The following is a 23,857-nucleotide window of genomic DNA, read 5'->3' as shown; positions in this document are numbered from 1 at the left end:
GAGGGGATCCATCCGTGATCGACATCGTGGCGGTACTCAGGGCCGAGGACGCGGCTCTGGACTTCCTCTCCGTGCTCGGCGGCCAGGAGGACGAGATCCACGTCCTGTGCGGCGACACCGGCGAGCGCCTGATGCTCCCGGCGGGCCGGCCGCTCGCCGAACGGCTCGACGCCCTGGCCCCGCTGGTCGGGCCGGTCGACGAGCACGCCGCGTCGCCTGGACCCGAGGCCCTGGCGGCCCTCGTCGAGGCATCGGCCCAGGGCGGCCCGGCCCGCCTCTGGACCCACTCGCCCGCCGACACCCGGCGCAGCCGCGGCCGTCTCGGCCGGGACGCCGCCGACGCCGCCGGGGAACGGCCCGTCCTGCACGCCGTCGGCCACTCGCCCTACCTCCAGTTCATCAGCGACCTGGACCGCCCCCTGGTCCGGGCCGCGGTCGCCGCCAAGCTCGGCTTCGTCAACCGGCACTGCCGACACCTGCTGCGCACCGTCTCGGAGGAGCACGTCGTCCGGACCGGGCGGGTCCACGCCACCGAACGCTTCTTCGCTGCCGGACCCGACGAACGCGAGCGGCTGTTCGCGCTCCTGGCCAGCCTCGACGAGGACGCAGCCTCGGTGCCCGACCCCTGGGAATTCGCCACGTCCGCCTACGAGGCGGAGCGGCTGGACGCCACCGTCGCGTGGATCGCCGGACACCGCCCGCCCGGCAGCGGCCCCCTCGTCGAGGTCGGAGCCTGCGAAGGGGCCCTCACCACCCGGCTCGTGGACAAGGGCTTCACCGTCCACGCGACCGAACCCAACCCGCTCTTCCGCCACCGGCTGACCGCCCACGCCGGGGAGACCGCGCACATCCACGCCGAGTCCCTGGAGGACCTGGCCGCCCGCCAGGAACTCCCGGGCGCGGCCTACCTCCTGATCGAGATGCTGTATTACGGCCAGGATCTCGCCCTGCTCGACCGCCTCCCCGCCGACCTGGTCTTCGTCGCCCTGGAACCGGAGACGCTCGCCGCCCGGCTGACCCCCTGGCTCGAGCGCACCCCGCACTGGGAGAAGGCCGACGAGACGCCGCTCGTCGCCCCGGCGCTGGAAGCCGTCTGCGGCGGCCGCGCCTATCTGAGCAAGCGCGGCAGCATCGGCGTCCTGCTGCGGCGCACCGGCGTCTGACGGAGTCCGCGATGTACGACGTCTGCGTCGGGCTCGGCTACCACTGCGAGTCGACCTACCAGCTCCGCCGGATCACCGGCGTCGAGCGGGCCCACTTCTTCGACTGGCTCGACCTCGACCTCACCGCCGTGAAGGAGACCATCGAGGCCGACTTCGCCAACGTACTCCGCCCCGGCCTGGGCGAACCGTTCAGCGACGGCGCCTGCGTACGGGACCGGGGCTCGAACATCCGCTTCTTCCACGAGTTCCACGCCCCGGAGGGCACCGGGCTGACCCCGGTCCTCATCGCCGAGCAGCATCCGGAGGTCCGGGCCAAGTTCACCCACCTCGCAGCCCGCTGGCGGGCCCTGACCGCCTCCCGGTCGCGTGTCCTGTACGTCCACCAGGACGCGTTCGACGAGAGCGGCGCCCCCGAACTGGCCGACCTCCACCGGTTGCTGCGCACCCGCTACCCGGACCACGACTTCGACCTGCTGTGGCTGCGCCGTACGCCCCCGACGGACGCCGGCGCACTCCCGCCCGGCGTCCTGTGGGGCACGGCCGCCCTCAGCCCGGGCCGCTGGGAGGGCGACGACGCCGCCTGGGACGCCGCCCTGGCCCCGCTGGACATCCCCCGCCGCGCCCCCGGGCCCTGACCACCCGCCCGCCGAGCCGCCCGCAACCCCCTCCGGAGGAACCGTGCCCATCGCCGTACCCCCGCCCTGGCGCACCGTCGTCATCTCGCCGCACTTCGACGACGCCGCCCTCTCCCTCGCGGGACTGCTGCCCACCCTGCCCGGCCCCCTCGCGGTGGTCACCGTCCACGGCGGCTCCCCGGCCCCCGGCCTCCCGGTCTCGGGGTGGGACGCCCTCTGCGGGTTCAGCTCCGCCGTCGAGGCGTACCGGGCGCGGCGGGCCGAGGACGCCCGCTCCTGCGAGCTGCTGGGGGCCGAGCAGGTCCTCGTCGACCACCCCGACGGCCCGTACGTCGGCGAGGGCGACGAGCCCGCCGGACTCGACGCCCTGCTGCGCTCGCTGGCCCCCGGCACCCGGGTGCTCGTACCGCTCGCCACCAACCAGCCGGACCACGAGGCGGTCCGGCTGCGCACCCAGCGCGTCCTCGCCGCGGCCGGGGCCCCCGAGCCCTGGGTCTACGCCGACCTGCCGTACACCGGACACCTCCCCGAATGGGGCACCCCCGGGGCGGGCGAGGCACTGGCCGCGAGCGAGGACTGGGGGCCCGCCTACCAGGAGCTGAACCGCACCCACCGGCTCACCGTCCGCCATGAGCTGGTGCTCTCCGACGAGCGGTGGGCGGCCAAGCGCGAGGCGGTCCTGTGCCATGCCTCCCAGCTCGCCGGGCTCGCCCCCGTCCACGGAGCGGTGCTCTCCCGGACGGGCCCGCTGCGCGCCGAGCTGATCTGGAGCCTGGAACCCCGCGACCAGGAGTGACGCGGGTGCCCGGGAACGGACGCGCGCCCGGGCATGGCGGCGAACGCACGAGGGCCCCGGATGCCGGGGAGCATCCGGGGCCCTCGCCCTGTCTTCGCGTGTCGCCGCTACGGCAGCTGTGCCGCCCGCGCCTCGCGCCGGTTGTCACGGAACGTGTTCACCCGTCGCGCCGTGGCGAACAGCGGGATCACCGCGCCGAGCACCACCTGGAGCGCGCAGCCGGTCTGGAGCAGCAGCTGACCGCCGGGCGCGTCGAACGCCCACGCGGCGAGCAGCCCCATCGCGGCCACGATCCAGCCGAGCATCGCCACCGCGAGGACGCCCCGCGGCTTGGGGTACTCCACCCGGCTCACCATCAGCCACGCCACCCCGACGATCGCCAGCAGGGTGGGCGGGAAGGGCAGCTCCAGGAGCACGATCGAGACGACCGTCAGCGCTCCGAAGGGGCTCGGCATGCCCTGGAACATGCCGTCCTTCAGCGTCACACAGGAGAATCTCGCAAGCCTGAGGACCACCGCCAGCAACACGACGATCGCCGCCAGCGCCGACACCCGCTGATGGGCGTCGTCGGCGACCATGCCGTACACGAGCACGAAGTAGGCCGGTGCGAGCCCGAAGCTGATGAGGTCCGAGAGGTTGTCCAGCTCGGCGCCCATCGGCGAGGAGCGCAGCTTGCGCGCCACGAGACCGTCGAACAGGTCGAAGATCGCGGCCATCAGCATGAGGATCACGGCGGTGGCGGCCGAGTGCCGGGCCATGCCCGTCTCTTCGCTGCCCGTGAGGTGCGGGATGAGGATGCCCGTGGTGGTGAAGTACACCGCCATGAATCCGCACGTCGCGTTACCGAGTGTGAGCGTGTCCGCTATCGACAGCCGCATGGAGAGCGGCATGTCCTCCGCGCCGTCGACGTCGTTCTCGTCGTCGGCCTCCGGCACCCAGCCGGCCTTGGTATCAGGATCAATCACGGTCAATTCGAGTCACCCCCGCGGTGGTGGCCTGACCGACCTCGACCGCGACATCGATACCCTCCGGGAGGTAGATGTCCACGCGCGAGCCGAAGCGGATCAGGCCGATGCGTTCGCCCTGCTCCACCTTCGTGCCCTCGGGGAGGTACGGCACGATGCGACGGGCGACCGCTCCCGCGATCTGCACCATCTCGATGTCGCCGAGCTCGGTGTCGAAGTGCCAGACAACGCGCTCGTTGTTCTCGCTCTCCTTGTTGAACGCCGGAACGAAGCCGCCCGGGATGTGCTCGACCGACGTCACGGTGCCCGCCAGCGGAGCGCGGTTGACGTGGACGTTGAGCGGGCTCATGAAGATCGCGACGCGGGTGCGCCCGTCCTTCCACGGCATGATGCTCTGCACCACACCGTCGGCCGGGGAGATGACCCGGCCGTCAGTGATCTCGCGCTCGGGGTCACGGAAGAACCACAGCATGCCCGCCGCGAGCGCGGTGGTGGGCACAGCCACTGCTGCCCAGCGCCCCGACTTGCGGGCGCGGGCCAGGCTGAGGGCTGCGGTGGCGACGGTCGGCAGGAGCCACGGCGATGCTCCGCGGGCGATGCGGACCCCGCCGCGGGATGCGGAGGAAGTGCTGTCGGGCATGAATGACCTTCGTAGCGGATGATGCCGCGCTGGCAACGGGGGACGGCGGCTTTCCGGCGATGCTATCGGTTGCCGGGCGCAACTGGGCAAGCCAGCAGCCGAGTCGGACGGCGGAAAGGCACCCGTCGAGGGTGACCCGGTGTGACGTTCTTCGCCACCAAATCACCCTGAAAGGGACAATCAGCCCTGGAATCGGTACTCCTCCAAGAGGCGCCGGCCAATGATCATTTTCTGGATCTCGGCGGTACCTTCACCGATCAGCAGCATCGGTGCCTCGCGGTAGAGGCGCTCGATCTCGTACTCCTTGGAGAAGCCGTAACCGCCGTGGATACGGAAGGCGTCCTCGACGACTTCCTTGCAGTACTCGGAGGCGAGGTACTTCGCCATCCCTGCCTCCAGGTCGTTTCGTTCCCCGGAGTCCTTTTTGCGTGCCGCATTGACCATCATCGCATGAGCGGCTTCGACCTTGGTGGCCATTTCAGCCAGTTTGAACTGGATCGCCTGGTGCTGGGCGATCGGTTTGCCGAAGGTGTGACGCTGCTGGGCGTATGAAACGCCCAGTTCAAATGCACGTTGCGCGACACCGCAACCACGCGCGGCGACATTCACCCGGCCGACCTCGACGCCGTCCATCATTTGGTAAAACCCTCGGCCGGTCGTGCCACCGAGGACGCGATTGGCCGGAATGCGCAGGTCGTCCATGATGAGCTCGGTCGTGTCGACGCCCTTGTAGCCCATCTTGTCGATCTTTCCGGGGATGGTCAGGCCGGGCCGGACCTCTCCGAAGCCGGGCTCCTTCTCGATGAGGAAGGTCGTCATCGACTTGTGGGGCGCGGTGCCCTCCGGGTGGCCTTCGTCACTTCGGCAGAGGACGGCCACCAGATTCGACGTTCCGCCGTTCGTCAGCCACATCTTCTGGCCGTTGAGGACGTATGCGTCGCCGTCCCTGACGCCCTTCGACGAGATCGCCGAGACATCCGAGCCGAGCGCCGGCTCCGACATCGAGAAGGCCCCGCGCACCTCGCCCAGCGCCATGCGCGGCAGGAAGGTGTCCTTCTGTTCCTGGGTGCCGTGCTGCTTGAGCATGTAGGCCACGATGAAATGCGTGTTGATGATGCCCGAGACGCTCATCCAGCCGCGCGCGATCTCCTCCACGCACAGCGCGTAGGTGAGCAGCGACTCACCCAGCCCCCCGTACTCCTCGGGGATCATCAGCCCGAACAGGCCGAGTTCCTTCAGCCCCTCGACGATCTCCGTGGGGTACTCGTCGCGGTGCTCCAGCCGGGTCGCGACCGGAATGATCTCCTTGTCGACGAAATCCCGGACGGTGGCGAGGATTTCCCGCTGGATGTCGTTCAGACCGGCGGTCTGGGCGAGTCGCGTCATGGCTGCTTCTCCTGTGGCTTCACGCGGATGGTCTCAAGGCTTCACACGGTTACTTGGCGGGCGTCGGGCGGCCGGGCTGCTCCCCGCCGCGCTCCTTGATGTACGTCTCGGTGGGGACCATCACCTTGCGGCGGAACACGCAGACGACCGTGCCGTCCTGCTTGTAGCCCCTGGTCTCCACGTACACGATGCCGCGGTCGCTCTTGGACTTCGACGGCGTCTTGTCCAGCACGGTCGTCTCGCCGTAGACCGTGTCGCCGTGGAAGGTCGGCGCGATGTGCTTCAGCGATTCGACCTCCAGGTTGGCGATGGCCTTTCCGGAGACGTCGGGCACCGACATACCGAGCAGCAGCGAGTAGACGTAGTTGCCGACGACCACGTTCTTTCCGAAGTCGGTCGTGTTCTCCGCGTAGTTGCTGTCCAGGTGCAGCGGGTGGTGATTCATGGTCAGCAGACAGAAGAGGTGGTCGTCGTATTCCGTGACCGTTTTTCCGGGCCAGTGCTTGTAAACGGCACCGACCTCGAACTCCTCATACGTGCGTCCGAACTGCATGATCAGGCCTCCGGGGCTTCGAACTTGGAGGTGCGCCGCATTCCGGCGGCCCGGCCCTTGCCCGCGATGACGAGCGCCATCTTGCGGCTGGCCTCGTCGATCATCTCGTCGCCGAGCATCGCGGAGCCCTTCTTGCCGCCCTCCTCGGAGGTGCACCAGTCATAGGCGTCGAGGATCAGCTCGGCGTGGTCGTAGTCCTCCTGCGAGGGCGAGAACACCTCGTTCGCCGCGTCGACCTGACCCGGGTGCAGCACCCACTTGCCGTCGAAGCCGAGGGCGGCAGCGCGGCCGGCCACCTCGCGGTAGGCGTCCACGTCGCGGATCTGGAGGAACGGGCCGTCGATCGCCTGGAGGTCGTGCGTACGGGCCGCCATCAGGATGCGCATCAGGATGTAGTGGTAGGCGTCCGCCGGGTAGCCGGGCGGCTGCTGGCCGACGACCAGGGTCTTCATGTTGATCGAGGCCATGAAGTCGGCCGGGCCGAAGATCAGCGTCTCCAGGCGGGGCGAGGCGGCGGCGATGTCGTCGATGTTCACCAGGCCCTTGGCGTTCTCGATCTGCGCCTCGATGCCGATCCTCCCGGCCTCGAAGCCCATCGTCTTCTCGATCTGGGTCAGCAGCAGGTCCAGCGCCACGACCTGCTGGGCGTCCTGGACCTTCGGCAGCATGATGCAGTCGAGGTTCGGCCCCGCGCCCTCGACGACCGTGATGACATCCCGGTACGTCCAGTGCGTCGTCCAGTCGTTGACCCGCACGACCCGGGTCTTGCCGCTCCAGTCACCGTTGTTCAGCGCGTCGACGATGGTGTGGCGCGCGCCCTCCTTGGCGAGCGGCGCGCAGGCGTCCTCCAGGTCCAGGAAGACCTGGTCGGCCGGGAGGCCCTGGGCCTTCTCCAGGAAGCGCGGGTTCGAGCCCGGAACGGCCAGACACGAGCGGCGGGGGCGCAGCCGGTTGACGGACGGGTTTGGCGTGGTCATGCGGGGACCTCCAGAGGGTCGAGCTGGTTCGCTTTCCGGATCTCGTCGACGATACGGCCGATGATCTCGGTGATGCCGAAATCCTTCGGGGTGAAGACGGCGGCCACACCGGCTTCGACGAGTGCGGCGGCGTCGGCCGGCGGGATGATGCCGCCCGCGATCACCGGGATGTCCGGGGCCCCGGCCGCGCGCAGCCGGTGCAGGACGTCGGGCACCAGCTCGGCGTGCGAGCCGGACAGGATGGAGAGCCCCACACAGTGCACGTCCTCGGCGATCGCCGCGTCGGTGATCTGCTCGGGGGTCAGCCGGATGCCCTGGTAGACGACCTCGAACCCGGCGTCCCTGGCCCGTACGGCGATCTGCTCGGCCCCGTTGGAGTGCCCGTCCAGGCCCGGCTTGCCGACCAGCAGCCGCAGCCGCCCCACGTCCAGGTCGGCGGCGGTGCGGGTGACCTTCTCGCGGACCAGGGCGAGCGTGCTGCCCGGCTCGGCGGTGACCGCCACCGGGGCCGAGGAGACCCCGGTCGGCGCTCGGAACTCGCCGAAGACGTCCCGCAGCGCCCAGGACCACTCGCCGGTGGTGACGCCGGCCCGGGCGCACTCGACGGTGGCCTCCATCATGTTCTCGGTGCCGGCTGCGGCCTTCTTCAGCGCGGCCAGTGCCTCGGAGGCGCGCGTCTCGTCGCGGTTGTCCCGCCACTCGTGCAGGGCGGCCACGACCCGGGCCTCGTTCTCGGGGTCGACCGTCATGATCGCGCCGTCGAGGTCGGCGGTGAGCGGGCTGGGCTCGGTGGACTCGTAGATGTTGACGCCGACGATCTTCTCCTCACCGCCCTCGATCCGGGCCCGCCGTGCCGCGTGCGAGGAGACCAGCTCCGACTTGAGGTAACCCGACTCGACGGCCGCCATCGCGCCGCCCATCTGCTGGATCCGGTCGATCTCCGCCAGCGACTCCTCGACCAGCGAGTCCACCTTGGCCTCGATGACGTGCGAACCGGCGAAGATGTCCTCGTACTCCAGCAGATCGCTCTCGTGCGCCAGCACCTGCTGGATCCGTAGCGACCACTGCTGGTCCCAGGGCCGGGGGAGCCCCAGCGCCTCGTTCCAGGCCGGCAGCTGTACGGCGCGGGCGCGGGCGTCCTTGGAGAGGGTGACGGCCAGCATCTCCAGGACGATGCGCTGGACGTTGTTCTCCGGCTGCGCCTCGGTCAGCCCGAGGGAGTTGACCTGGACGCCGTAGCGGAATCGGCGCTGCTTGGGGTCGGCGATGCCGTACCGCTCGCGGGTGACGCGGTCCCAGATGCGGCCGAAGGCACGCATCTTGCACATCTCCTCGATGAAGCGGACGCCCGCGTTCACGAAGAACGAGATCCGGGCGACCACGTCCCCGAACTTCTCCTCGGGCACCTGGCCCGAGTCGCGGACCGCGTCGAGCACCGCGATGGCGGTCGACATGGCGTACGCGATCTCCTGGACCGGGGTGGCCCCCGCCTCCTGGAGGTGGTAGCTGCAGATGTTGATGGGGTTCCACTTGGGGATGCGGTCGACCGTGTACGTGATCATGTCCGTGGTCAGCCGCAGTGAGGGCACCGGCGGGAAGACGTGCGTCCCGCGCGAGAGGTACTCCTTCACGATGTCGTTCTGTGTGGTCCCCTGGAGCCTGTCGGGGTCGGCCCCCTGCTCCTGGGCGACCACCTGGTAGAGCGCCAGCAGCCACATGGCGGTCGCGTTGATCGTCATCGAGGTGTTCATCTGCTCCAGGGGGATGTCCTGGAACAGCCGCCGCATGTCACCGAGGTGCGAGACGGGAACGCCGACACGGCCCACCTCGCCGCGGGCGAGAAGGTGGTCCGGGTCGTATCCGGTCTGCGTGGGCAGATCGAAGGCGACCGAGAGACCCGTCTGGCCCTTGGCGAGGTTGCGGCGGTACAGCTCGTTGGACGCCTCGGCGGTCGAGTGACCGGCGTACGTCCGCATGAGCCAGGGCCGGTCCTTCTGACGTTCGTTCATCGGAGAACCTCAGACGTTGCGGAAGCGGTTGATGGCGTCGATGTGCTGCTCGCGCATGTCCTGGTCGCGCACGCCCAGGCCCTCGCGGGGGGCCAGGGCGAGGACGCCGACCTTGCCCTGGTGCAGGTTGCGGTGGACGTCGTACGCGGCCTGTCCGGTGTCTTCCAGGGAGTAGACCCTGGAGAGCGTCGGGTGGATCTTCCCCTTGGCGATCAGCCGGTTCGCCTCCCACGCCTCGCGGTAGTTGGCGAAGTGCGAGCCGATGATCCGCTTGAGGGACATCCACAGGTAGCGGTTGTCGTACTCGTGCATGTAGCCCGAGGTGGAGGCGCAGGTGGTGATGGTGCCGCCCTTGCGGGTGACGTAGACCGAGGCGCCGAAGGTCTCGCGGCCGGGGTGCTCGAAGACGATGTCGATGTCCTCGCCGCCGGTGTACTCGCGGATGCGCTTGCCGAAGCGCTTCCACTCCTTGGGGTCCTGGGTGTGCTCGTCCTTCCAGAACTTGTAGCCCTCGGCGTTGCGGTCGATGACCGCCTCGGCGCCCATGGCCCGGCAGATGTCGGCCTTCTCGGGGCTGGAGACGACACAGATCGGGTTGGCGCCGCCGGCCAGGGCGAACTGGGTGGCGTAGGAGCCGAGTCCGCCGCTGGCGCCCCAGATCAGCACGTTGTCGCCCTGCTTCATGCCCGCGCCGTTGCGCGAGACGAGCTGCCGGTACGCGGTCGAGTTGACCAGGCCCGGGGAGGCGGCCTCCTCCCAGCTGAGGTGCTGGGGCTTGGGCATCAGCTGGTTGGACTTGACGAGCGCGATCTCGGCGAGCCCGCCGAAGTTGGTCTCGAAGCCCCAGATCCGCTGCTCGGGGTCGAGCATCGTGTCGTTGTGGCCGTCGGAGGACTCCAGCTCCACCGACAGACAGTGCGCGACGACCTCGTCGCCCGGGTTCCAGGCGTTCACGCCGGGCCCGGTGCGCAGGACGACGCCCGCCAGGTCGGAGCCGATGACGTGGTACGGCAGGTCATGGCGCTTGGTCAGTTCGCTGAGTCGCCCGTAGCGCTCCAGGAAGCTGAACGTCGACACCGGCTCGAAGATCGAGGTCCAGACGGAGTTGTAATTCACCGAACTGGCCATCACGGCGACGAGGGCCTCGCCGGGGCCGAGTTCGGGGACCGGGACGTCGTCCAGGTGGATCGACTTGCGCGGGTCCTTGTCGCGGGTTTCGAGCCCCGCGAACATCTCCGCCTCGTCCTTGTGCACGGTGATCGCGCGGTAGGAATCGGGGAGGGACAGGGCCGCGAAGTCCGCGGCGGTGCTGTCCTCGGATTGGATCGCGTCCAGGATTTCCTTCACGGTGTTGCCTCCGGTGATGCGGCGTCGAGGGAACGCTTGAGGGGCCCTGCTGGCAGGGGAGTGCGGTGTGGAGGTGTTGCCGTCGGTTCGGCGGGTGGAGCTCGGCTCTGCCCGGTGGAGCAGAAGAGTGCCTGTGACGCAGGCGTCCGGGCGCGCAGCACGGTGGTTGCGGGGACAGCCGGCGTACGTGTGAGGTCTCAGCACGCCGGCCGCCCGGACACCTTCAACGTATGGCACTCCGTGACACCTGACAAGGCACCCAGTGCCAACAATTTCTCTCACTTGTCATCCCATGGGCACGCATGAGCAACACGATGGGCGTTACGGGACGTTCTGTCCTGCTGGCAGGCGGTTACCCGGCCGGGCGGTACACATACGGCGTCGTCGTGCCGAGCGCCGTGAAGCCGAGCCGGACCAGGATCGGGGCCGACATGTCCGTGGCGTCGACCTGGAGGTGGCGGTAGCCGCGCTCGGCGGCCACGGCGGCCCGATGGGCCACCAGGGCCCGGTACAGGCCTCTGCCGCGCCACTCGGCGACCGTTCCGCCGCCCCAGAGCCCGGCAAAAAGCGTGCCCGGGTACAGCTCCATACGGGCCGAACTGACCGGCTCCCCGCCGGCCATCGCCACCAGGGCCACGAAGTCGTCCGGAGCCCGCTCCAGCCGCGTCAGCACCTGGTGCCGCAGCCGGCCCGCGTCCGTGCCGAACGCCCGCTCGTGGGCCAGCGCCATCAGCTCGGCCCCGGCCGCGTCGGTCACGGGGCGCAGGGTGACGCCCTCGGGCAGCCCCGCCCCGGGCAGGGCGGTCAGCGCCTCGGCGGGGGCCACCAGCAGGGTTTCCGGCGGGTCCGGTACGAATCCGGCCGCCCGCAGCCGGTCGCCCAGGTCGGCCGGCCGGTCATGGGAGTAGAGCTTCCACTCGAACTCCCCGTGGCCGAGCGCGGCGTAGTGCCCGATCTGCGCCCTGATCGCCGCGTCGGCCCCCGCGGCGTCCAGCTCCGGGTCCGACCAGACGATCCCGTTCCAGTCGTCCGGGCCGCCGACCTGGCGCACCAGGGGCCCGGCGCGCTCCACGCGTACGCCGGGCCCGTCCGGGCGGGCGTGCTCGCGCATCTGGCGGTCGAACAGGTCACGTGTCTCCATGGGGCGCATCCGCGCACCTCAGCACAGCGGCGATCGGCGAACCAGTGGATTTCGGCCCCGCTCGCACGGACCGGTGTCCCCGGACGCGTCGAAAGCCCAGCTCGGGGCAGGTGTACGAGACCAAGTGATCTTGAAGTGGACAGAGAGCAGGGGTGGGGCGCCGATGGGGATACCGGTACGCAGACGGAACGACCGGCAGGGGGGTGCTCCCTTCGACCTCCGGCGCACCGCGTTCGGCTTCGCCCTGCTCGCCCTGGTCCTCGCGGGCGGGGGGCTGGCCCTGCGGGCGGCCTGGCGGAGCGCCGGCCGCCACCCGGCCGTCGCCGTGCTCCTGGCCGTCCTGGTCCTCGTCGTGGCCTTCGTGGTGCTGCGCCGCCGTCGTCGGGCGCGGCGGGTCGCGGAGACCGTCACGGATGCCGCGTACGGGATCGTCGACGCGGGTCTGGCGGAGCTGGACGCCGCGGAGGAGGCCCGCGCGGAAGCCCGCGAAGAGGCCCGGGCCCGGGATCGCGCGGCGCCCCCGGAGGCCGCCGAGCCGGTCGACCACGCGGAGCTGGACCCGTACGCCTTCGAGGAGGCCGTGGCCGCGCTCTGCCGACGCGACGGCTGCGCGGACGCCGAAGTGGTGGGCGGCGCGGGCGACCTCGGCGCCGATGTCCTGGCCACCACCCCGGACGGCCGCCGCCTGGTCGTCCAGTGCAAGCGCTACGGGCCGGGGAACCGGGCCGGCTCCCAGGAGCTCCAGCGCTTCGGCGGCACCTGCTACGCGGTGCACGAGGCGGACGTCGCCCTCGTCGTGTCCACCGGAGGCTTCACCGAACCCGCGCTCGACTACGCGGAGCAGTGCGCCATCCTCTGTTACGGCCCCGAGGAACTGGCCGCCTGGAACGAGGGCGCCGCGCCGCCGCCCTGGGAGGCGGCGGTGGCGGTCGCCGCCGAGCAGGACGCCCGGCTCAGCGGTCCTTGAGCGCCTGCTGGATCGTCCGCATGACCTCGTCGAGGGGGGCGTCGGTACGCGCCACCGCGACGAGCACCTCGCCGTCCGCGGCCACCGTCGCGGCCGGGGCGCGCTCGGGCTCGGCCCCGGCGGTCCGGCCCGCTCCGATGCCCGTGCCGAAGGTGTCGCGCACGATGGCGAAGGCACGGTCGAGCTGGGCCTCCACGTCACCCTGGCCCCCCGCCCGCAGCCAGCGGCGCAGCACATGGTTGTGCGCGGTGACCACGGCGGACGCGGCGACCTCCGCGAGCAGCGGGTCGTCGTTGCCCACATGGTGGTCGCGCTCGTCGAAGTGGCCCAGGAGATAGCGGGTGAACAGCCGCTCGTAGCGGGCCACCGACGCGATCTCGGCCTCCCTGAGGGTCGGCACCTCACGGGTCAGTTTGTAGCGGGCCACGGAGACGGCGGGCTTGGCCGCGTACATCTTCATGACCTCTTTGATGCCCCGGCAGACGGTGTCGAGCGGGTGCTCGTGCGCGGGGGCGGCGTTGAGGACGGCCTCGGCCCTGACGAGGGTGTCGTCGTGGTCCGGGAAGATGGCCTCTTCCTTGGAGCGGAAGTGGCGGAAAAAGGTCCGTCGGGCGACACCCGCGGCACCCGCGATCTCGTCGACGGTCGTCGCCTCGTAGCCCTTCGTGGCGAAGAGCTCCATCGCGGCGGCGGCCAGTTCGCGGCGCATCTTGAGCCGTTGGGCGGCGGCGCGCGTCCCCGCGGTGGTGGTCTCCGGGACGTCGGTCGCGGCGGTGGCACGGGGTGACTTGGCGGGCTGGGACATGGCATGAACGTAACGCATCGGTGCGGGAGAGCGCGCCTGAGGGGGCGGGCCGCCGGAGGGTCCCAGCAGCCCGCCCCACCCGGCTCCCGGGTCAGCGACGGGCATATTCGCGGAAGCCGCGCCCCGTCTTGCGGCCGAGGCACCCCGCGGCGACCAGGTGCTCCAGCAGCGGCGCGGGGGCCAGGCCCGGGTCGCGGAACTCCTTGTGCAGCACCTTCTCGATGGCCAGCGAGACGTCCAGGCCGACCACGTCGAGCAGTTCGAACGGGCCCATCGGGTAGCCGCCGCCGAGTCTCATCGCCGCGTCGATGTCGTCCAGCGAGGCGTAGTGCTGCTCGACCATCTTGATCGCGTTGTTGAGGTACGGGAACAGCAGCGCGTTCACGATGAATCCGGCCCGGTCCCCGCAGTCCACCGGGTGCTTGCGGATCTTCGCGCACACCGCGCGGACCGTGGCGTGCACGTCGTCGGCGGTCAGGACGGTGCGGACCACCTCGACCAGCTTCATCGCGGGCGCCGGGTTGAAGAAGTGCATCCCGATCACGTCCTCGGGGCGCGCGGTCGCCCGGGCGATGGCGACGACCGGCAGCGAGGAGGTGGTGGTGGCGAGTACCGTGCCCGGCCGGCAGACCTTGTCCAGCGCGGCGAACAGCTGCCGCTTGATCTCCAGGTCCTCGGCGACCGCCTCGACGGCGAGGTCGACCTCGGCGAACGCGTCCAGCGAACCGGCGGCCGTGATCCGCGCCAGCGTCTCGTCCCGGGCCTCGGCGGTGAGCCGCCCCTTGGTCACCGAACGCTCCAGCGACTTCGCGATCCGGCCCCTGGCGACGTCGGCCTTCTCCTGTGACCTGGCGGCCAGCACCACGTCGTATCCGGCCTTCGCGAAGACCTCCGCGATTCCGGAGGCCATCGTCCCGGAGCCCGCGACGCCGACGGACGCCACCTCGCGCCCGGCTCCGGAGACGGCGTCCGCCGCCGGGGTCAGCGCGTCGGGCACCACGGCCTGGCCGCCCGGGGCGTCGTACGTGTAGAAGCCGCGCCCGGCCTTGCGGCCGGTCAGGCCCGCGCTGCCGAGCTGGCCGAGGACGGGGGCCGGGGCGTGCAGCCGGTCGTGGGACTCGGCGTACATGGCTTCCAGGACGGTGCGGGCGGTGTCGATGCCGATCAGGTCCAGCAGGGCGAGGGGCCCCATCGGCAGCCCGCACCCCAGCTTCATCGCGGCGTCGATGTCCTCGCGGGAGGCGTAGTTCGCCTCGTACATCGCGGCGGCCTGGTTGAGGTAGCCGAAGAGCAGCCCGTCCGCGACGAACCCGGGCCGGTCGCCGACCGCGACGGGTTCCTTGCCCAGCTCCCGGGCCAGCGCGGTGACGGCCTCGACGGCCGGCGGCGCGGTCAGCACCGAGGAGACCACCTCGACCAGTTTCATCGCGGGCGCCGGGTTGAAGAAGTGCAGGCCGAGGACGCGCTCGGGGTGCTGGGACTCGGCGGCCAGCCGGGTCACCGACAGGGCGTTGGTGCCGGTGGCGAGGATCGCGGTGGGGGAGACGATCGCGTCGAGCTCCCGGAACACCTGCTGCTTGATCTCGTACGTCTCGGGCACCACCTCGATGACCAGCTCGGCGCCGGCGGCGGTGCCGAGTTCGTCGGACGTACGGAACCGGGCCAGCGCGTCGGTCCGCTCCCGCTCGGTGATCCGGCCACGGCCCACGGCCCGCGCGGTGGACGCTTCGAGGGCGGCGACGGCCCCCAGGGCGGCCGCCTCACTGATGTCGATGCCGATGACCTCGCGGCCCGCCAGGGCCAGGACCTCGGCGATGCCGGTGCCCATGGTGCCGAGGCCGACGACGGCGATGGTGGAGAGAGAGGTGTCCATCAGGGGACTCCAGGGTGAGTGACGACTGGGGGAGCACGGAACGCGCGGCGATGAGGGAGCGGCGCGTGGCGTACGGAAGCTGCGTGTCGTGGAGCACGGGGCCGTCGCGCGGGGAGCGCGCCCGGCCGTGGGGTGACGGACCCTGTCCCGGGGTCGCGTCGCACGGAGAAGCCGAACCGACAAGCTCTCCGGATGGCTGCGTCACCAGGCCACCGGAGCCTGCGGGGAGTGTGTCCCGCTCAGATGAGAGTAACTGGCGAGTAACGAGCGCGCCACCCCTGGATCCTTGTGCCCTGGGCCACACCAACTCCTCGATGCCGCCCCGTACGGAGCGTGCCCGTCGATACGCTGAGCGTCATGGATGAGGAGTTCCGTTCACTCATGGACCGGCTGGTACCCGAGGCGGCCGGGTCGCCGCAGTACGCCCGGCTCGTCGCCGCCGAGGACCCCGAGGAGCTGGCCCGGGTCCTCGTGGAGCCGCACCGCCCTCTCTGGGCCCGCGAGATAGCCGCCTTCCGGCTCGGCTGCGCGGGCGACCGGCGGGCCTTCGAGACGCTCGTGCTCCTGCTCAACCACCGCGACCCCGAACGCTGCGTCTCCGCCGCCCACGCGCTGGCCCGGCTGGACGACCCCCGCACCCCGAGGGCGGCCGCCGCCCTCGCCACCAACGCCCTGCGCACCGCCTACGCCCTGCACCCCGTGCGCCTGCTGGCCGACCTGCGGGCCCCCGAGTCGGTCCCCGCCCTGGTCGCCACCCTCCAGCGCCTGCTGGCCCCCGGCGATCCGCACTGGCGCGTCGCCCTCGCCTGCGTCGAGGGCCTCGGTCACCTCGCCGACGAACAGGCCCGCCCGGTCCTCACGGCGGCCCTGCCGCACCCGCGCCTCGGCACGGCCGCCGCCCAGGCGCTCAGGCGGCTGCCGGGGGAGTGAGCGGGCGGACGGCCCGTTGCCGGCCGGACCGCCCGCGCACCCGGTTCTCGGCAGGTGCGCGGGCGCTCCGTGCCGATCAGCGGCGGAAGCCGAGCAGGCCGTGCAGGCGGCTGCCCCTGCTGTTGTCCACCGACTGGGCCGCCGCCTTCTCGGCGGGCAGCGGCTTCGGGTCCGGGAGGGCGGGGCAGACCGCGTCCGCCTCGCCCCGGCCGCGCGGGATCGTCCCGTCGGTCAGATAGGCCGCCAGGTGTTCGTCCAGGCAGTCGTTGCCGCTCAGCGTGATGCCGTGGTTGCCGCCGCCCTCCTCCACGACGAGGCTGGAGCCCTCGAGCTTGCGGTGCATGCTGACCGCGCCGCCGTACGGGGTCGCCGCGTCGTCCGTGGCCTGGAGGATGAGCGCCGGGGGCAGCTGACGGTTGTTCACCCGGACCGGCTCCAGCGGCGCCACCGGCCAGCTCGCGCACGGCGCGTTGTACCAGGTGTTGTTCCAGGTCATGAACGGCGCCTTCTTGTGGATCCGGCGGCTGTCGTTGCGCCAGGTGCTCCAGTGCTCGGGCCAGCCGGCGTCGCGGCACTGGACGGCAGCGTAGACCGAGTAGCCGTTGTCGCCGCTCGCGTCGACCGCGCCGAAGTTCTCGTACACCTCGACCAGCGCCTCGGCGTCCTGCCGCTTCACGTACGCGGCGAACGCCTCGGCGAGGTAGGGCCAGTAGCCGTTGTAGTACCCGCCGGGGAGGAAGGTGTCCTCCAGCTCGCTCGCGCCCACCATGCCGCCCGCCGGCTCCCGCGCCACGTCCGCCCGCATCCGGTACCAGGCGGCCTCGACGCCCGCCGGGTCGCTGCCCAGGCCGTACGCGGAGTCGTGTCTCGCGACCCAGGCGGCGAAGGCCTTGTGGCGGTCGTCGAAGGCGTGGTTCTGGCCGAGGTTGCCCTCGTACCAGACGTCGTCCGGGTCGACGACCGAGTCCAGGACCAGGCGGCGCACGCGCTCCGGGAACAGCTTGGCGTAGACCGCGCCCAGGTAGGTGCCGTAGGAGTAGCCGAAGTAGTTGATCTGCCGGGAGCCCAGCGCCCGGCGGATCACGTCGAGGTCCTTGGCGGCGCTGACCGTGTCCATGTACGGCAGCACGTCGCCGTGCTTCTCGCCGCAGGCCCGGGCGAAGGACTCCGCCCGGTCGCGGTTGATCCGCTCCGAGCGGGCGGAGTCCGGCACCGTGCCGGGCCGCACCGGATCGAAGTGCCCGGGCAGGCAGTTCAGGGCCGGGGTGCTCCTGCCGACGCCGCGCGGGTCGAAGCCGATCACGTCGTACTGCGCGGCGACCTTCTCCGGCAGCGAGGACGCCACGAACCCGGCCATCGACAGACCGCTGCCGCCGGGGCCGCCCGGGTTGACCAGCAGCGGGCCCTGGAAGGTCTTCGCGGTGTGCGGGACGCGGGACAGGGCGAGCGTGATCTGACGGCCCGACGGGCGACGGTGGTCCAGCGGGGCCTTGACCTTCGCGCACTGGAGCGTCGGATAGCTGTCGGTGGGACAGTCCGTCCACTTCGGCTTCGGAGCGGGCGGCGTGCTCGCCACGGTGGCGGCGGCCGGCGCGGGCGCGGCGGTCAGCAGACCGGCGACGGTCGCGCCGACGGCGACCAGAATTCCTGCACGTTTCGTCATGGGGCCTCCCGGGGTGACGGGACGCGGCGCCGGATCACCGGTCCCCGCCGCATGCTCCCCGAAGACCTCCGCGGAAGGACCTGTTCCGCGCGGAGCCGACCCGTACGGTCACGCCATCGGCCCTGCCGGCGGTCGCCCGGGACCCACCACGGGCCTCACAGCAGGGTCAGCTGGGTGGGACCCGGCTCCGGTGCGGCGGGCGGCGCCGGAGCCGGGCCGATCCGCCGGGCCTCGCCCCGGTGCGCCGGGCCGATTCCGAACTCGTCCGCCAGCTCGTGCACCTGACGCGTGATCCGGCGCTGGTACCAGGTGGGGGCGTACGCCCCGTCCGCGTACATCCGCTCGTAGCGCTCCACCAGCTGCGGATGGTGCTGTCCCAGCCAGTGCAGGTACCACTCGCGCGCGCCGGGGCGCAGATGCAGCACCAGCGGGGTCACCGAGGCCGCCCCCGCGTCCGCGATGGCGGCGACGGTGGCACGCAGCTGCTCCGGGCGGTCGCCCAGGAACGGGATGACCGGGGCCATCAGGACCGAGCAGCCGATCCCCGCGTCGGTGAGCGCGCGCACCACGTCCAGCCGGCGTTCGGGGGAGGGGGTGCCCGGCTCGACCGTCCGCCACAGCTCCCGGTCGATGAAGCCGACGGAGACCGAGACACCTACCTCGGCGACCTCCGCGGCCTGCCGCAGCAGCTCCAGGTCCCGCAGGACCAGCGTGCCCTTGGTGAGGATGGAGAAGGGGTTCGCCCGGTCGCGCAGGGCGGCGATGATGCCCGGCATGAGTTGGTATTTACCCTCCGCCCGCTGGTAGCAGTCGACGTTCGTGCCCATGGCGACGTGCTCGCCCCGCCAGTGCCGGGAGGCCAGCTCCCGCTGGAGCAGTTCGGCGGCGTTGACCTTGACGACGATCTGGGAGTCGAAGCCGATGCCGGTGTCCAGGTCCAGATAGCTGTGGGTCTTGCGGGCGAAGCAGTACACACAGGCGTGCGTACAGCCCCGGTAAGGGTTCACCGTCCATTCGAACGGCATCCGCGAGGCGCCGGGCACCCGGTTCAGGATCGAACGGGCCCGGATCTCGTGGAAGGTGATGCCCCGGAAATCCGGGGTGTCGAACGTGCGCGTGGTCACCGCGTCCGCGGCGAAGAGCGCGCTGTTCCCGGCCGTCGAGTTCTTCTCGACCAGATTGTCCCAGCGCATGGACGCCTCCTCGGTAGCACTCACCGCAGAATAGAACATTTGTTCCCTTGATCGTGCGAGGCGCCCCGTGGCGGCCCTTAGCATGAGGCCGCTGACAGAACCGCCGTACCCGACCGGGAGGTCCCGACGATGGCCAGCAAGTTCACCGAGCTCGCGATCGACTGCGCGGATCCCGTCGGCCTCGCCCGGTTCTGGTGCTCGGTCCTCGACTACCAGGTGCGGGACGAGGACGCGGAGGAAGGCGTCGTCACCATCGGCCCGCCCGCTGCGCGTGGGGGAGCGGACCGCCCCGGTTCCGTACCGCCGGTGCTGACCTTCGCACGGGTGCCCGAGGGCAAGAGCGCCAAGAACCGGCTCCACATCGACGTCAGTCCCAGCGACCGGGAACAGGACGACGAGGTCCGCCGACTGCTCGGCCTGGGCGCCCGCCGCGCCGACGTCGGCCAGGGCGGCGCGAGCTGGGTCGTGCTCGCCGACCCGGAGGGCAATGAGTTCTGCGTCCTCGGGGACCGCCGTCCCTGAACCCGGGCGGCCCCGATTTTGAGCGGCTGCGCCCGAGGTGGTTGGCTCAGCTCACCCACCGAACAACCGACTGCTGGAGGAACAGCCATGGCGCAGGTCGAGGCCACGACGGAGCGGATCATCGCGGCGGACGCAGAGGCGGTGTTCGACGCGCTGGCCGACTACAAGGACGTCCGCGGCAAGGTGCTGACCGCGCACTTCAGCGAGTACGAGGTCCGGGAGGGCGGCGACGGCGAGGGCAGCCTCGTGCACTGGAAGCTCCAGGCGACCAGCAAGCGCGTCCGCGACTGCCTGCTGGAGGTCAGCGAGCCGACCGACGGGCAGCTCGTCGAGAAGGACCGCAACTCCTCCATGGTCACTACCTGGACCGTCACCCCGGCCGGCGAGGGGAAGTCCAAGGCCGTCGTGACCACGGTCTGGGACGGCGCGGGCGGCATCGGCGGGTTCTTCGAGCGGACCTTCGCGCCCAAGGGCCTCGGCCGGATCTACGACGAGCTGCTCCAGAACCTCGCCACCGAGGTCGAGAAGTAGGACCGACCGGCCAGGGGGTGTTCCGACTCCCCCTCCCCGCACCCGGGGGCCGGATGGATCCGGCCTCCGCGGGACGACCGGCCTCACCGGAACGGGTGGTTTTCCGGGGCGGCCGGTCGTGCGCCGTAGCACCTCCCACCGGCGCATAAGCCCTCCATGCGCGCCGCGTACGCCCCTCCTCACGTTTGCCCTGCCTTGCCGCGCGATGCGAGAAATGGGCGGCGCAGGTGCGACGAGGGGAGCGTTACGTGGTGGGTGGTATCACGCTGGTGAAGGACGAGCCGGACGGCCCGGAACCGGACGGCCCGACGCCGGAGGACCGCACGGCGGCCACGGCCGCACTCCCCGCCGTACCGCCCCCGCCACCCCCTCCGGCGGGACCCCGACCCGGTCCGGACATGGCGGAGATCAGCCCCCGCAAGGTCCGCATGGTCTTCCTCGGGCTGATGCTCACCCTGCTGCTCGCGGCGCTCGACCAGATGATCGTCGCCACCGCCCTGCCCAGAATCGTCGGCGAGCTGCACGGCCTGGAGAAGATGTCCTGGGCGGTCACCGCCTACCTCCTCGCCTCCACCATCGTCCTGCCGCTCTACGGCAAGCTCGGCGACCTCTTCGGCCGCAAGGGCGTCTTCCAGTTCGCGATCGTGGTCTTCATCATCGGCTCCGCGCTGGCGGGCTGGTCGCGCACCATGGACGAGCTGATCGCCTTCCGCGCCCTCCAGGGCATCGGCGGCGGCGGCCTCATGATCGGCGTCCAGGCGATCATCGCGGACATCGTCCCGGCCCGGGAGCGCGGCCGCTACATGGGCCTCATCGGCGCGGTCTTCGGCCTCGCCTCGGTCGCCGGTCCCCTGCTCGGCGGATTCTTCACCGACCACGCCTCCTGGCGCTGGTGCTTCTACATCAACGTCCCCTTCGGCCTGGTCACCCTGGCCGTCATCGCCGTCGTCCTCAAGCTGCCCAAACCCGCCGTCCGGCCCCGCCTCGACGTCCTGGGCGCGGTGCTCCTGGCCGTCGCCTCCACCTGTCTGGTGCTGGTCACCAGCTGGGGCGGCACCGAGTACGCCTGGGGCTCGCGCACCATCCTGGGACTCGCGGCGGGCGCCGTCGTCACGACGGTGCTCTTCGTCGCAGCCGAACACCGGGCCGCAGAACCGATCATTCCGCTGCGCCTGTTCCGCGACTCCGTCTTCAACGTCACCGGCCTGGTCGGCGCGGTCGTCGGCATCGCGCTCTTCGGGGCGGCCAGCTATCTCCCGACCTACCTCCAGATGGTCGACGGGGCCAGCGCCACCGAGTCCGGGCTGCTGATGCTCCCGATGATGATGGGCATCGTCGGCGGCTCCATCGTCTCCGGCCAGCTCATCACCCGCACCGGCCGCTACCGGATCTACCCGATCATCGGCAGCGCCGTCTCGGTGGTCGGCATGTGGCTGCTGTCCCTGCTGGAGGCGGACACCTCCCCCCTGGCGTACAGCTTCTACCAGGCCGTCCTCGGCACCGGCATCGGACTGGTCATGTCCGTCCTCGTGCTCGCCGTGCAGAACTCCGTACGCCCCTCGGACCTCGGCACCGCGACCAGCGCCAACAACTACTTCCGGCAGATCGGCGGCAGCGTCGGCGCGGCGATCTTCGGCACGCTGTTCGCCGGGCGGCTCTCCGACGCGCTCGGGGTGCGCCTGCCCTCCGGTGCGGAGCTCCCCGATCCCGAGTCGATCACCCCGCAGATCGTCCACGCGATGGAGCCCGCGCTGCGCGACGCCTACATCCAGGCGTACGTCGACGCGATGCCGCGCATCTTCCTGTACCTCGTGCCGGTGCTCGTGCTCGGCCTGATCCTCGCCTTCTTCCTCAAGGAGAAACCGCTGGTGTCCCACCACAGCCCCGAAGCCGCCGCCGAAGCCATGACCTCCCCGATTCCCGCCGCCCGCGCCGGATTGGGCCGGCCCGCCGCCGGCTACCTCTCCGGCGTCCCGGTCCACGGGAGCGTCCAGCACCCCGACGGCACCACCGTCCCCCGCGCCGCCCTCACCCTCATCGACGTCCAGGGCCGGCAGATCGGGCGCGGGGCCAGCGGCGAGGACGGGCGGTACGCGCTGAGCGTCCCCGGCGCCGGCTCCTACGTCCTGATCGCCGCCGCCGGCGGGCACCAGCCGCAGGCCGTCAGCGTCACCGTGGGCGAGCGTCCCGTCGAGCTGGACGTGGTGCTCGGCGGCGCCGGACGCCTCGCCGGATCCGTCCTCACCCCCGACGGGGCCCCCGTACGCGACGCCGCCGTCACCCTGACCGACGTACGCGGCGAGGTCGTCGCCTCCACCCGTACCGGTCACGAGGGCGGCTATGTCATCGGCGAACTGGTCGCCGGCGAGTACACCCTCGCCGCCAGCGCCCCGGCCTTCCGCCCCGCCGCCCTCCCGGTCAGCGTGCAGGCCGCCCGGGAGACCCGGCAGGACATCGAACTGGCGGGCGGAGCCGTCCTGCGCGGCACCGTCCGGGCCACCGGCGGACGCCCCGTCGAGGACGCCCGGGTCACCCTGCTCGACGCGGCGGGGAACGTGGTGGACACCCTCACCACCGGACCGGACGGATCGTTCCGGTTCGTCGACCTGTCGTCCGGTGAGTACACCGTGATCGCCGCCGGATACCCGCCGGTCGCCACCGTCCTCCAGGTCGCCGGCGGCGGCCGCACCGAACGCGACCTCCAGCTCGGCCACGAGGACTGAGACAACTGAGCCGTACGGGAGCGGGCCGGGCACCCGGGGCCGGTGGGGCTCCGGGTGCTCAGCCCGTCGCCCGCTCCCGCAGCGGGTCCTCCCGCACCAGCCGCATCAGCGCCCGCGCCCCCGGGCTCAGGCTCCGCGCGGCCGGAAGCACCACCACGCTCTCGTACACCGGCCGCCGGGCGCCCGTCAGCTCCACGGCGACCAGCCGGGCCGCCTCCGGCTTCCGGGAGAAGTGGTGCGGCACCACCGCGATCCCCAGCCCCTCCTGCACCAGCTCCAGCAGGCTGTGCACATCGTTGACCTCCAGCCCCACCGTCCGGCGCACCCCCGCCGCCGCGAACGCCCCGTCGGCGGCCCGCCGGGGACCCCAGTCCGGATGGAAGTCGATGAACGACGCCCCCGGCAGCTCCTCCCACCCCACCTCCGGCCGCCCGGCGAACGCGTGCCCCGCCGCGCACAGCAGCACCATCGGCTCCCGGGCCAGCGGCACCAGCTCCCCGCGCCACTCCGCCGGGCTCACCGTCGCGGCGAACGCCAGGTCGAGGCGCCCGCCCGCCACGCCGTCCAGCAGGCTGCTGGTGCCCTCCTGTCGCAGCCTCAGCTCCAGCTGCGGATGCTCCCGGTGGAACGCCGCCAGCAGCCGCGCCGGGCTCACCCCCGCCACGCACTGCTCGACCCCGACCGTCAGCGTCCCGCGCAGCAGCCCCCGTACGGCATCGACCGCGTCCCGCGCCGCCCGCGCGCCCGCCAGCGTGCGCTCCGCCTCCACCAGCAGCGCCCGCCCGGCCTCGGTGAGCCGGACCGTGCGCGTGGTGCGGCTGAACAAGGGGGTCCGCAGCTCCTGCTCCAGCGCTCGTACGGAGGCGGAGAGCCCGGACTGCGACACGGCGAGGCGCTCGGCGGCGCGGGTGAAGTGCTGTTCCTCGGCGACGGCGACGAAGTGTTCCAGCTGACGCAGTTCCATGATTGAGCAATCTAGGCGATGAATCCGAGCGGAATCTCCTGTTGGACTGCTGGATCCATCTGCGGAAGCCTGGG

At 71.5% G+C, this 23,857-nt stretch carries 21 protein-coding genes; 8 read left to right on the top strand and 13 right to left on the bottom strand.

Annotated features, from left to right (window positions below; all coding sequences use genetic code 11):
* The first annotated feature begins 14 nt into the window (after positions 1-14).
* The 3 genes from N7925_RS04895 to N7925_RS04885 are packed head-to-tail and all read left to right on the top strand — an operon-like array spanning position 15 to position 2,594.
* Positions 15-1,163: an SAM-dependent methyltransferase gene (locus tag N7925_RS04895; protein WP_274343151.1), complete on the top strand. Its 1,149-nt coding sequence runs from the start codon at positions 15-17 to the stop codon at positions 1,161-1,163.
* 11 nt (positions 1,164-1,174) lie between these two features.
* Complete coding sequence (locus N7925_RS04890; RefSeq protein ID WP_274343150.1) at positions 1,175-1,798, top strand: DUF1796 family putative cysteine peptidase; 624 nt, start codon at positions 1,175-1,177, stop codon at positions 1,796-1,798.
* A 43-nt stretch (positions 1,799-1,841) separates the two neighbouring features.
* Positions 1,842-2,594, top strand: coding sequence for a PIG-L deacetylase family protein (locus N7925_RS04885; RefSeq protein WP_274343149.1), 753 nt, complete (start codon positions 1,842-1,844; stop codon positions 2,592-2,594).
* Positions 2,595-2,701: 107 nt separating this feature from the next.
* Here N7925_RS04885 and pssA read toward each other — a convergent pair whose 3' ends face one another.
* From pssA to N7925_RS04845, 8 genes are all read right to left on the bottom strand, one after another.
* Positions 2,702-3,529: a CDP-diacylglycerol--serine O-phosphatidyltransferase gene (gene pssA, locus N7925_RS04880; protein WP_018955191.1), complete on the bottom strand. Its 828-nt coding sequence runs from the start codon at positions 3,527-3,529 to the stop codon at positions 2,702-2,704.
* A 22-nt stretch (positions 3,530-3,551) separates the two neighbouring features.
* A complete protein-coding gene (locus N7925_RS04875; RefSeq protein ID WP_003965076.1) occupies positions 3,552-4,199 on the bottom strand; it encodes a phosphatidylserine decarboxylase in 648 nt (215 codons plus the stop codon).
* 180 nt (positions 4,200-4,379) lie between these two features.
* Positions 4,380-5,585 (bottom strand): acyl-CoA dehydrogenase family protein, encoded by a 1,206-nt coding sequence (locus N7925_RS04870; RefSeq protein ID WP_265598265.1) that lies wholly within the window; start codon positions 5,583-5,585, stop codon positions 4,380-4,382.
* A 49-nt stretch (positions 5,586-5,634) separates the two neighbouring features.
* A complete protein-coding gene (locus tag N7925_RS04865) occupies positions 5,635-6,138 on the bottom strand; it encodes a MaoC family dehydratase (RefSeq protein ID WP_265598264.1) in 504 nt (167 codons plus the stop codon).
* Between the two features lie 2 nt (positions 6,139-6,140).
* Positions 6,141-7,115, bottom strand: coding sequence for an HpcH/HpaI aldolase/citrate lyase family protein (locus tag N7925_RS04860; protein WP_265598263.1), 975 nt, complete (start codon positions 7,113-7,115; stop codon positions 6,141-6,143).
* Complete coding sequence (locus N7925_RS04855; protein ID WP_274343148.1) at positions 7,112-9,124, bottom strand: protein meaA; 2,013 nt, start codon at positions 9,122-9,124, stop codon at positions 7,112-7,114. Before N7925_RS04855 ends, N7925_RS04860 begins: the two co-directional genes overlap by 4 nt.
* A gap of 9 nt (positions 9,125-9,133) precedes the next feature.
* Positions 9,134-10,471, bottom strand: a complete 1,338-nt coding sequence (gene ccrA / locus N7925_RS04850; protein ID WP_265598261.1) for a crotonyl-CoA carboxylase/reductase — start codon at positions 10,469-10,471, stop codon at positions 9,134-9,136.
* Positions 10,472-10,823: 352 nt separating this feature from the next.
* A complete protein-coding gene (locus N7925_RS04845; protein ID WP_265598260.1) occupies positions 10,824-11,621 on the bottom strand; it encodes a GNAT family N-acetyltransferase in 798 nt (265 codons plus the stop codon).
* Positions 11,622-11,775: 154 nt separating this feature from the next.
* Here N7925_RS04845 and N7925_RS04840 point away from each other — a divergent pair, with 154 nt between their 5' ends.
* The gene (locus N7925_RS04840) at positions 11,776-12,579 is read left to right on the top strand and encodes a restriction endonuclease (RefSeq protein ID WP_274343147.1); all 804 of its coding nucleotides are present in this window, start codon (positions 11,776-11,778) and stop codon (positions 12,577-12,579) included.
* Here N7925_RS04840 and N7925_RS04835 read toward each other — a convergent pair.
* Together N7925_RS04835 and N7925_RS04830 are read right to left on the bottom strand one after the other, a co-directional pair.
* Entirely contained in the window at positions 12,566-13,384 is an 819-nt protein-coding gene (locus tag N7925_RS04835; RefSeq protein WP_265598258.1) for a TetR family transcriptional regulator, read from the bottom strand. The two genes, N7925_RS04840 and N7925_RS04835, sit on opposite strands and share 14 nt — an antisense overlap.
* Positions 13,385-13,475: 91 nt before the next feature.
* Positions 13,476-15,257, bottom strand: coding sequence for a 3-hydroxyacyl-CoA dehydrogenase family protein (locus N7925_RS04830; RefSeq protein ID WP_274343146.1), 1,782 nt, complete (start codon positions 15,255-15,257; stop codon positions 13,476-13,478).
* Positions 15,258-15,614: 357 nt separating this feature from the next.
* Between N7925_RS04830 and N7925_RS04825 the strand changes: the two genes are divergently transcribed.
* Positions 15,615-16,187 (top strand): adenylosuccinate lyase, encoded by a 573-nt coding sequence (locus N7925_RS04825; protein ID WP_443032116.1) that lies wholly within the window; start codon positions 15,615-15,617, stop codon positions 16,185-16,187.
* A gap of 76 nt (positions 16,188-16,263) precedes the next feature.
* Here the strand turns inward: N7925_RS04825 and N7925_RS04820 are convergent, their stop codons facing one another.
* Together N7925_RS04820 and N7925_RS04815 are read right to left on the bottom strand one after the other, a co-directional pair.
* Complete coding sequence (locus N7925_RS04820; protein WP_274343144.1) at positions 16,264-17,850, bottom strand: alpha/beta hydrolase; 1,587 nt, start codon at positions 17,848-17,850, stop codon at positions 16,264-16,266.
* 155 nt (positions 17,851-18,005) lie between these two features.
* Positions 18,006-19,043 carry an Rv2578c family radical SAM protein gene (locus tag N7925_RS04815; protein ID WP_274343143.1) on the bottom strand — a complete coding sequence of 346 codons (1,038 nt, stop codon included), beginning with the start codon at positions 19,041-19,043 and terminating at the stop codon, positions 18,006-18,008.
* 129 nt (positions 19,044-19,172) lie between these two features.
* Between N7925_RS04815 and N7925_RS04810 the strand changes: the two genes are divergently transcribed.
* The 3 genes from N7925_RS04810 (at position 19,173) to N7925_RS04800 (ending at position 22,819) form a co-directional block, all read left to right on the top strand.
* Positions 19,173-19,565, top strand: coding sequence for a VOC family protein (locus N7925_RS04810; protein WP_274343142.1), 393 nt, complete (start codon positions 19,173-19,175; stop codon positions 19,563-19,565).
* An 87-nt stretch (positions 19,566-19,652) separates the two neighbouring features.
* Positions 19,653-20,096, top strand: a complete 444-nt coding sequence (locus tag N7925_RS04805) for an SRPBCC family protein (protein ID WP_265598252.1) — start codon at positions 19,653-19,655, stop codon at positions 20,094-20,096.
* Positions 20,097-20,344: 248 nt separating this feature from the next.
* The gene (locus tag N7925_RS04800; RefSeq protein ID WP_274343141.1) at positions 20,345-22,819 is read left to right on the top strand and encodes an MFS transporter; all 2,475 of its coding nucleotides are present in this window, start codon (positions 20,345-20,347) and stop codon (positions 22,817-22,819) included.
* 58 nt (positions 22,820-22,877) lie between these two features.
* Here N7925_RS04800 and N7925_RS04795 read toward each other — a convergent pair whose 3' ends face one another.
* On the bottom strand, positions 22,878-23,783 hold the full coding sequence (locus N7925_RS04795; RefSeq protein WP_274343140.1) for a LysR family transcriptional regulator: 906 nt from the start codon (positions 23,781-23,783) through the stop codon (positions 22,878-22,880).
* Positions 23,784-23,857 lie beyond the last annotated feature (74 nt).

The organism is Streptomyces sp. CA-278952, from assembly GCF_028747205.1.
GTDB lineage: Bacteria > Actinomycetota > Actinomycetes > Streptomycetales > Streptomycetaceae > Streptomyces.
Note: the sequence above shows the minus strand (reverse complement) of the source record. Positions and strands in the feature narration are given on the sequence as shown.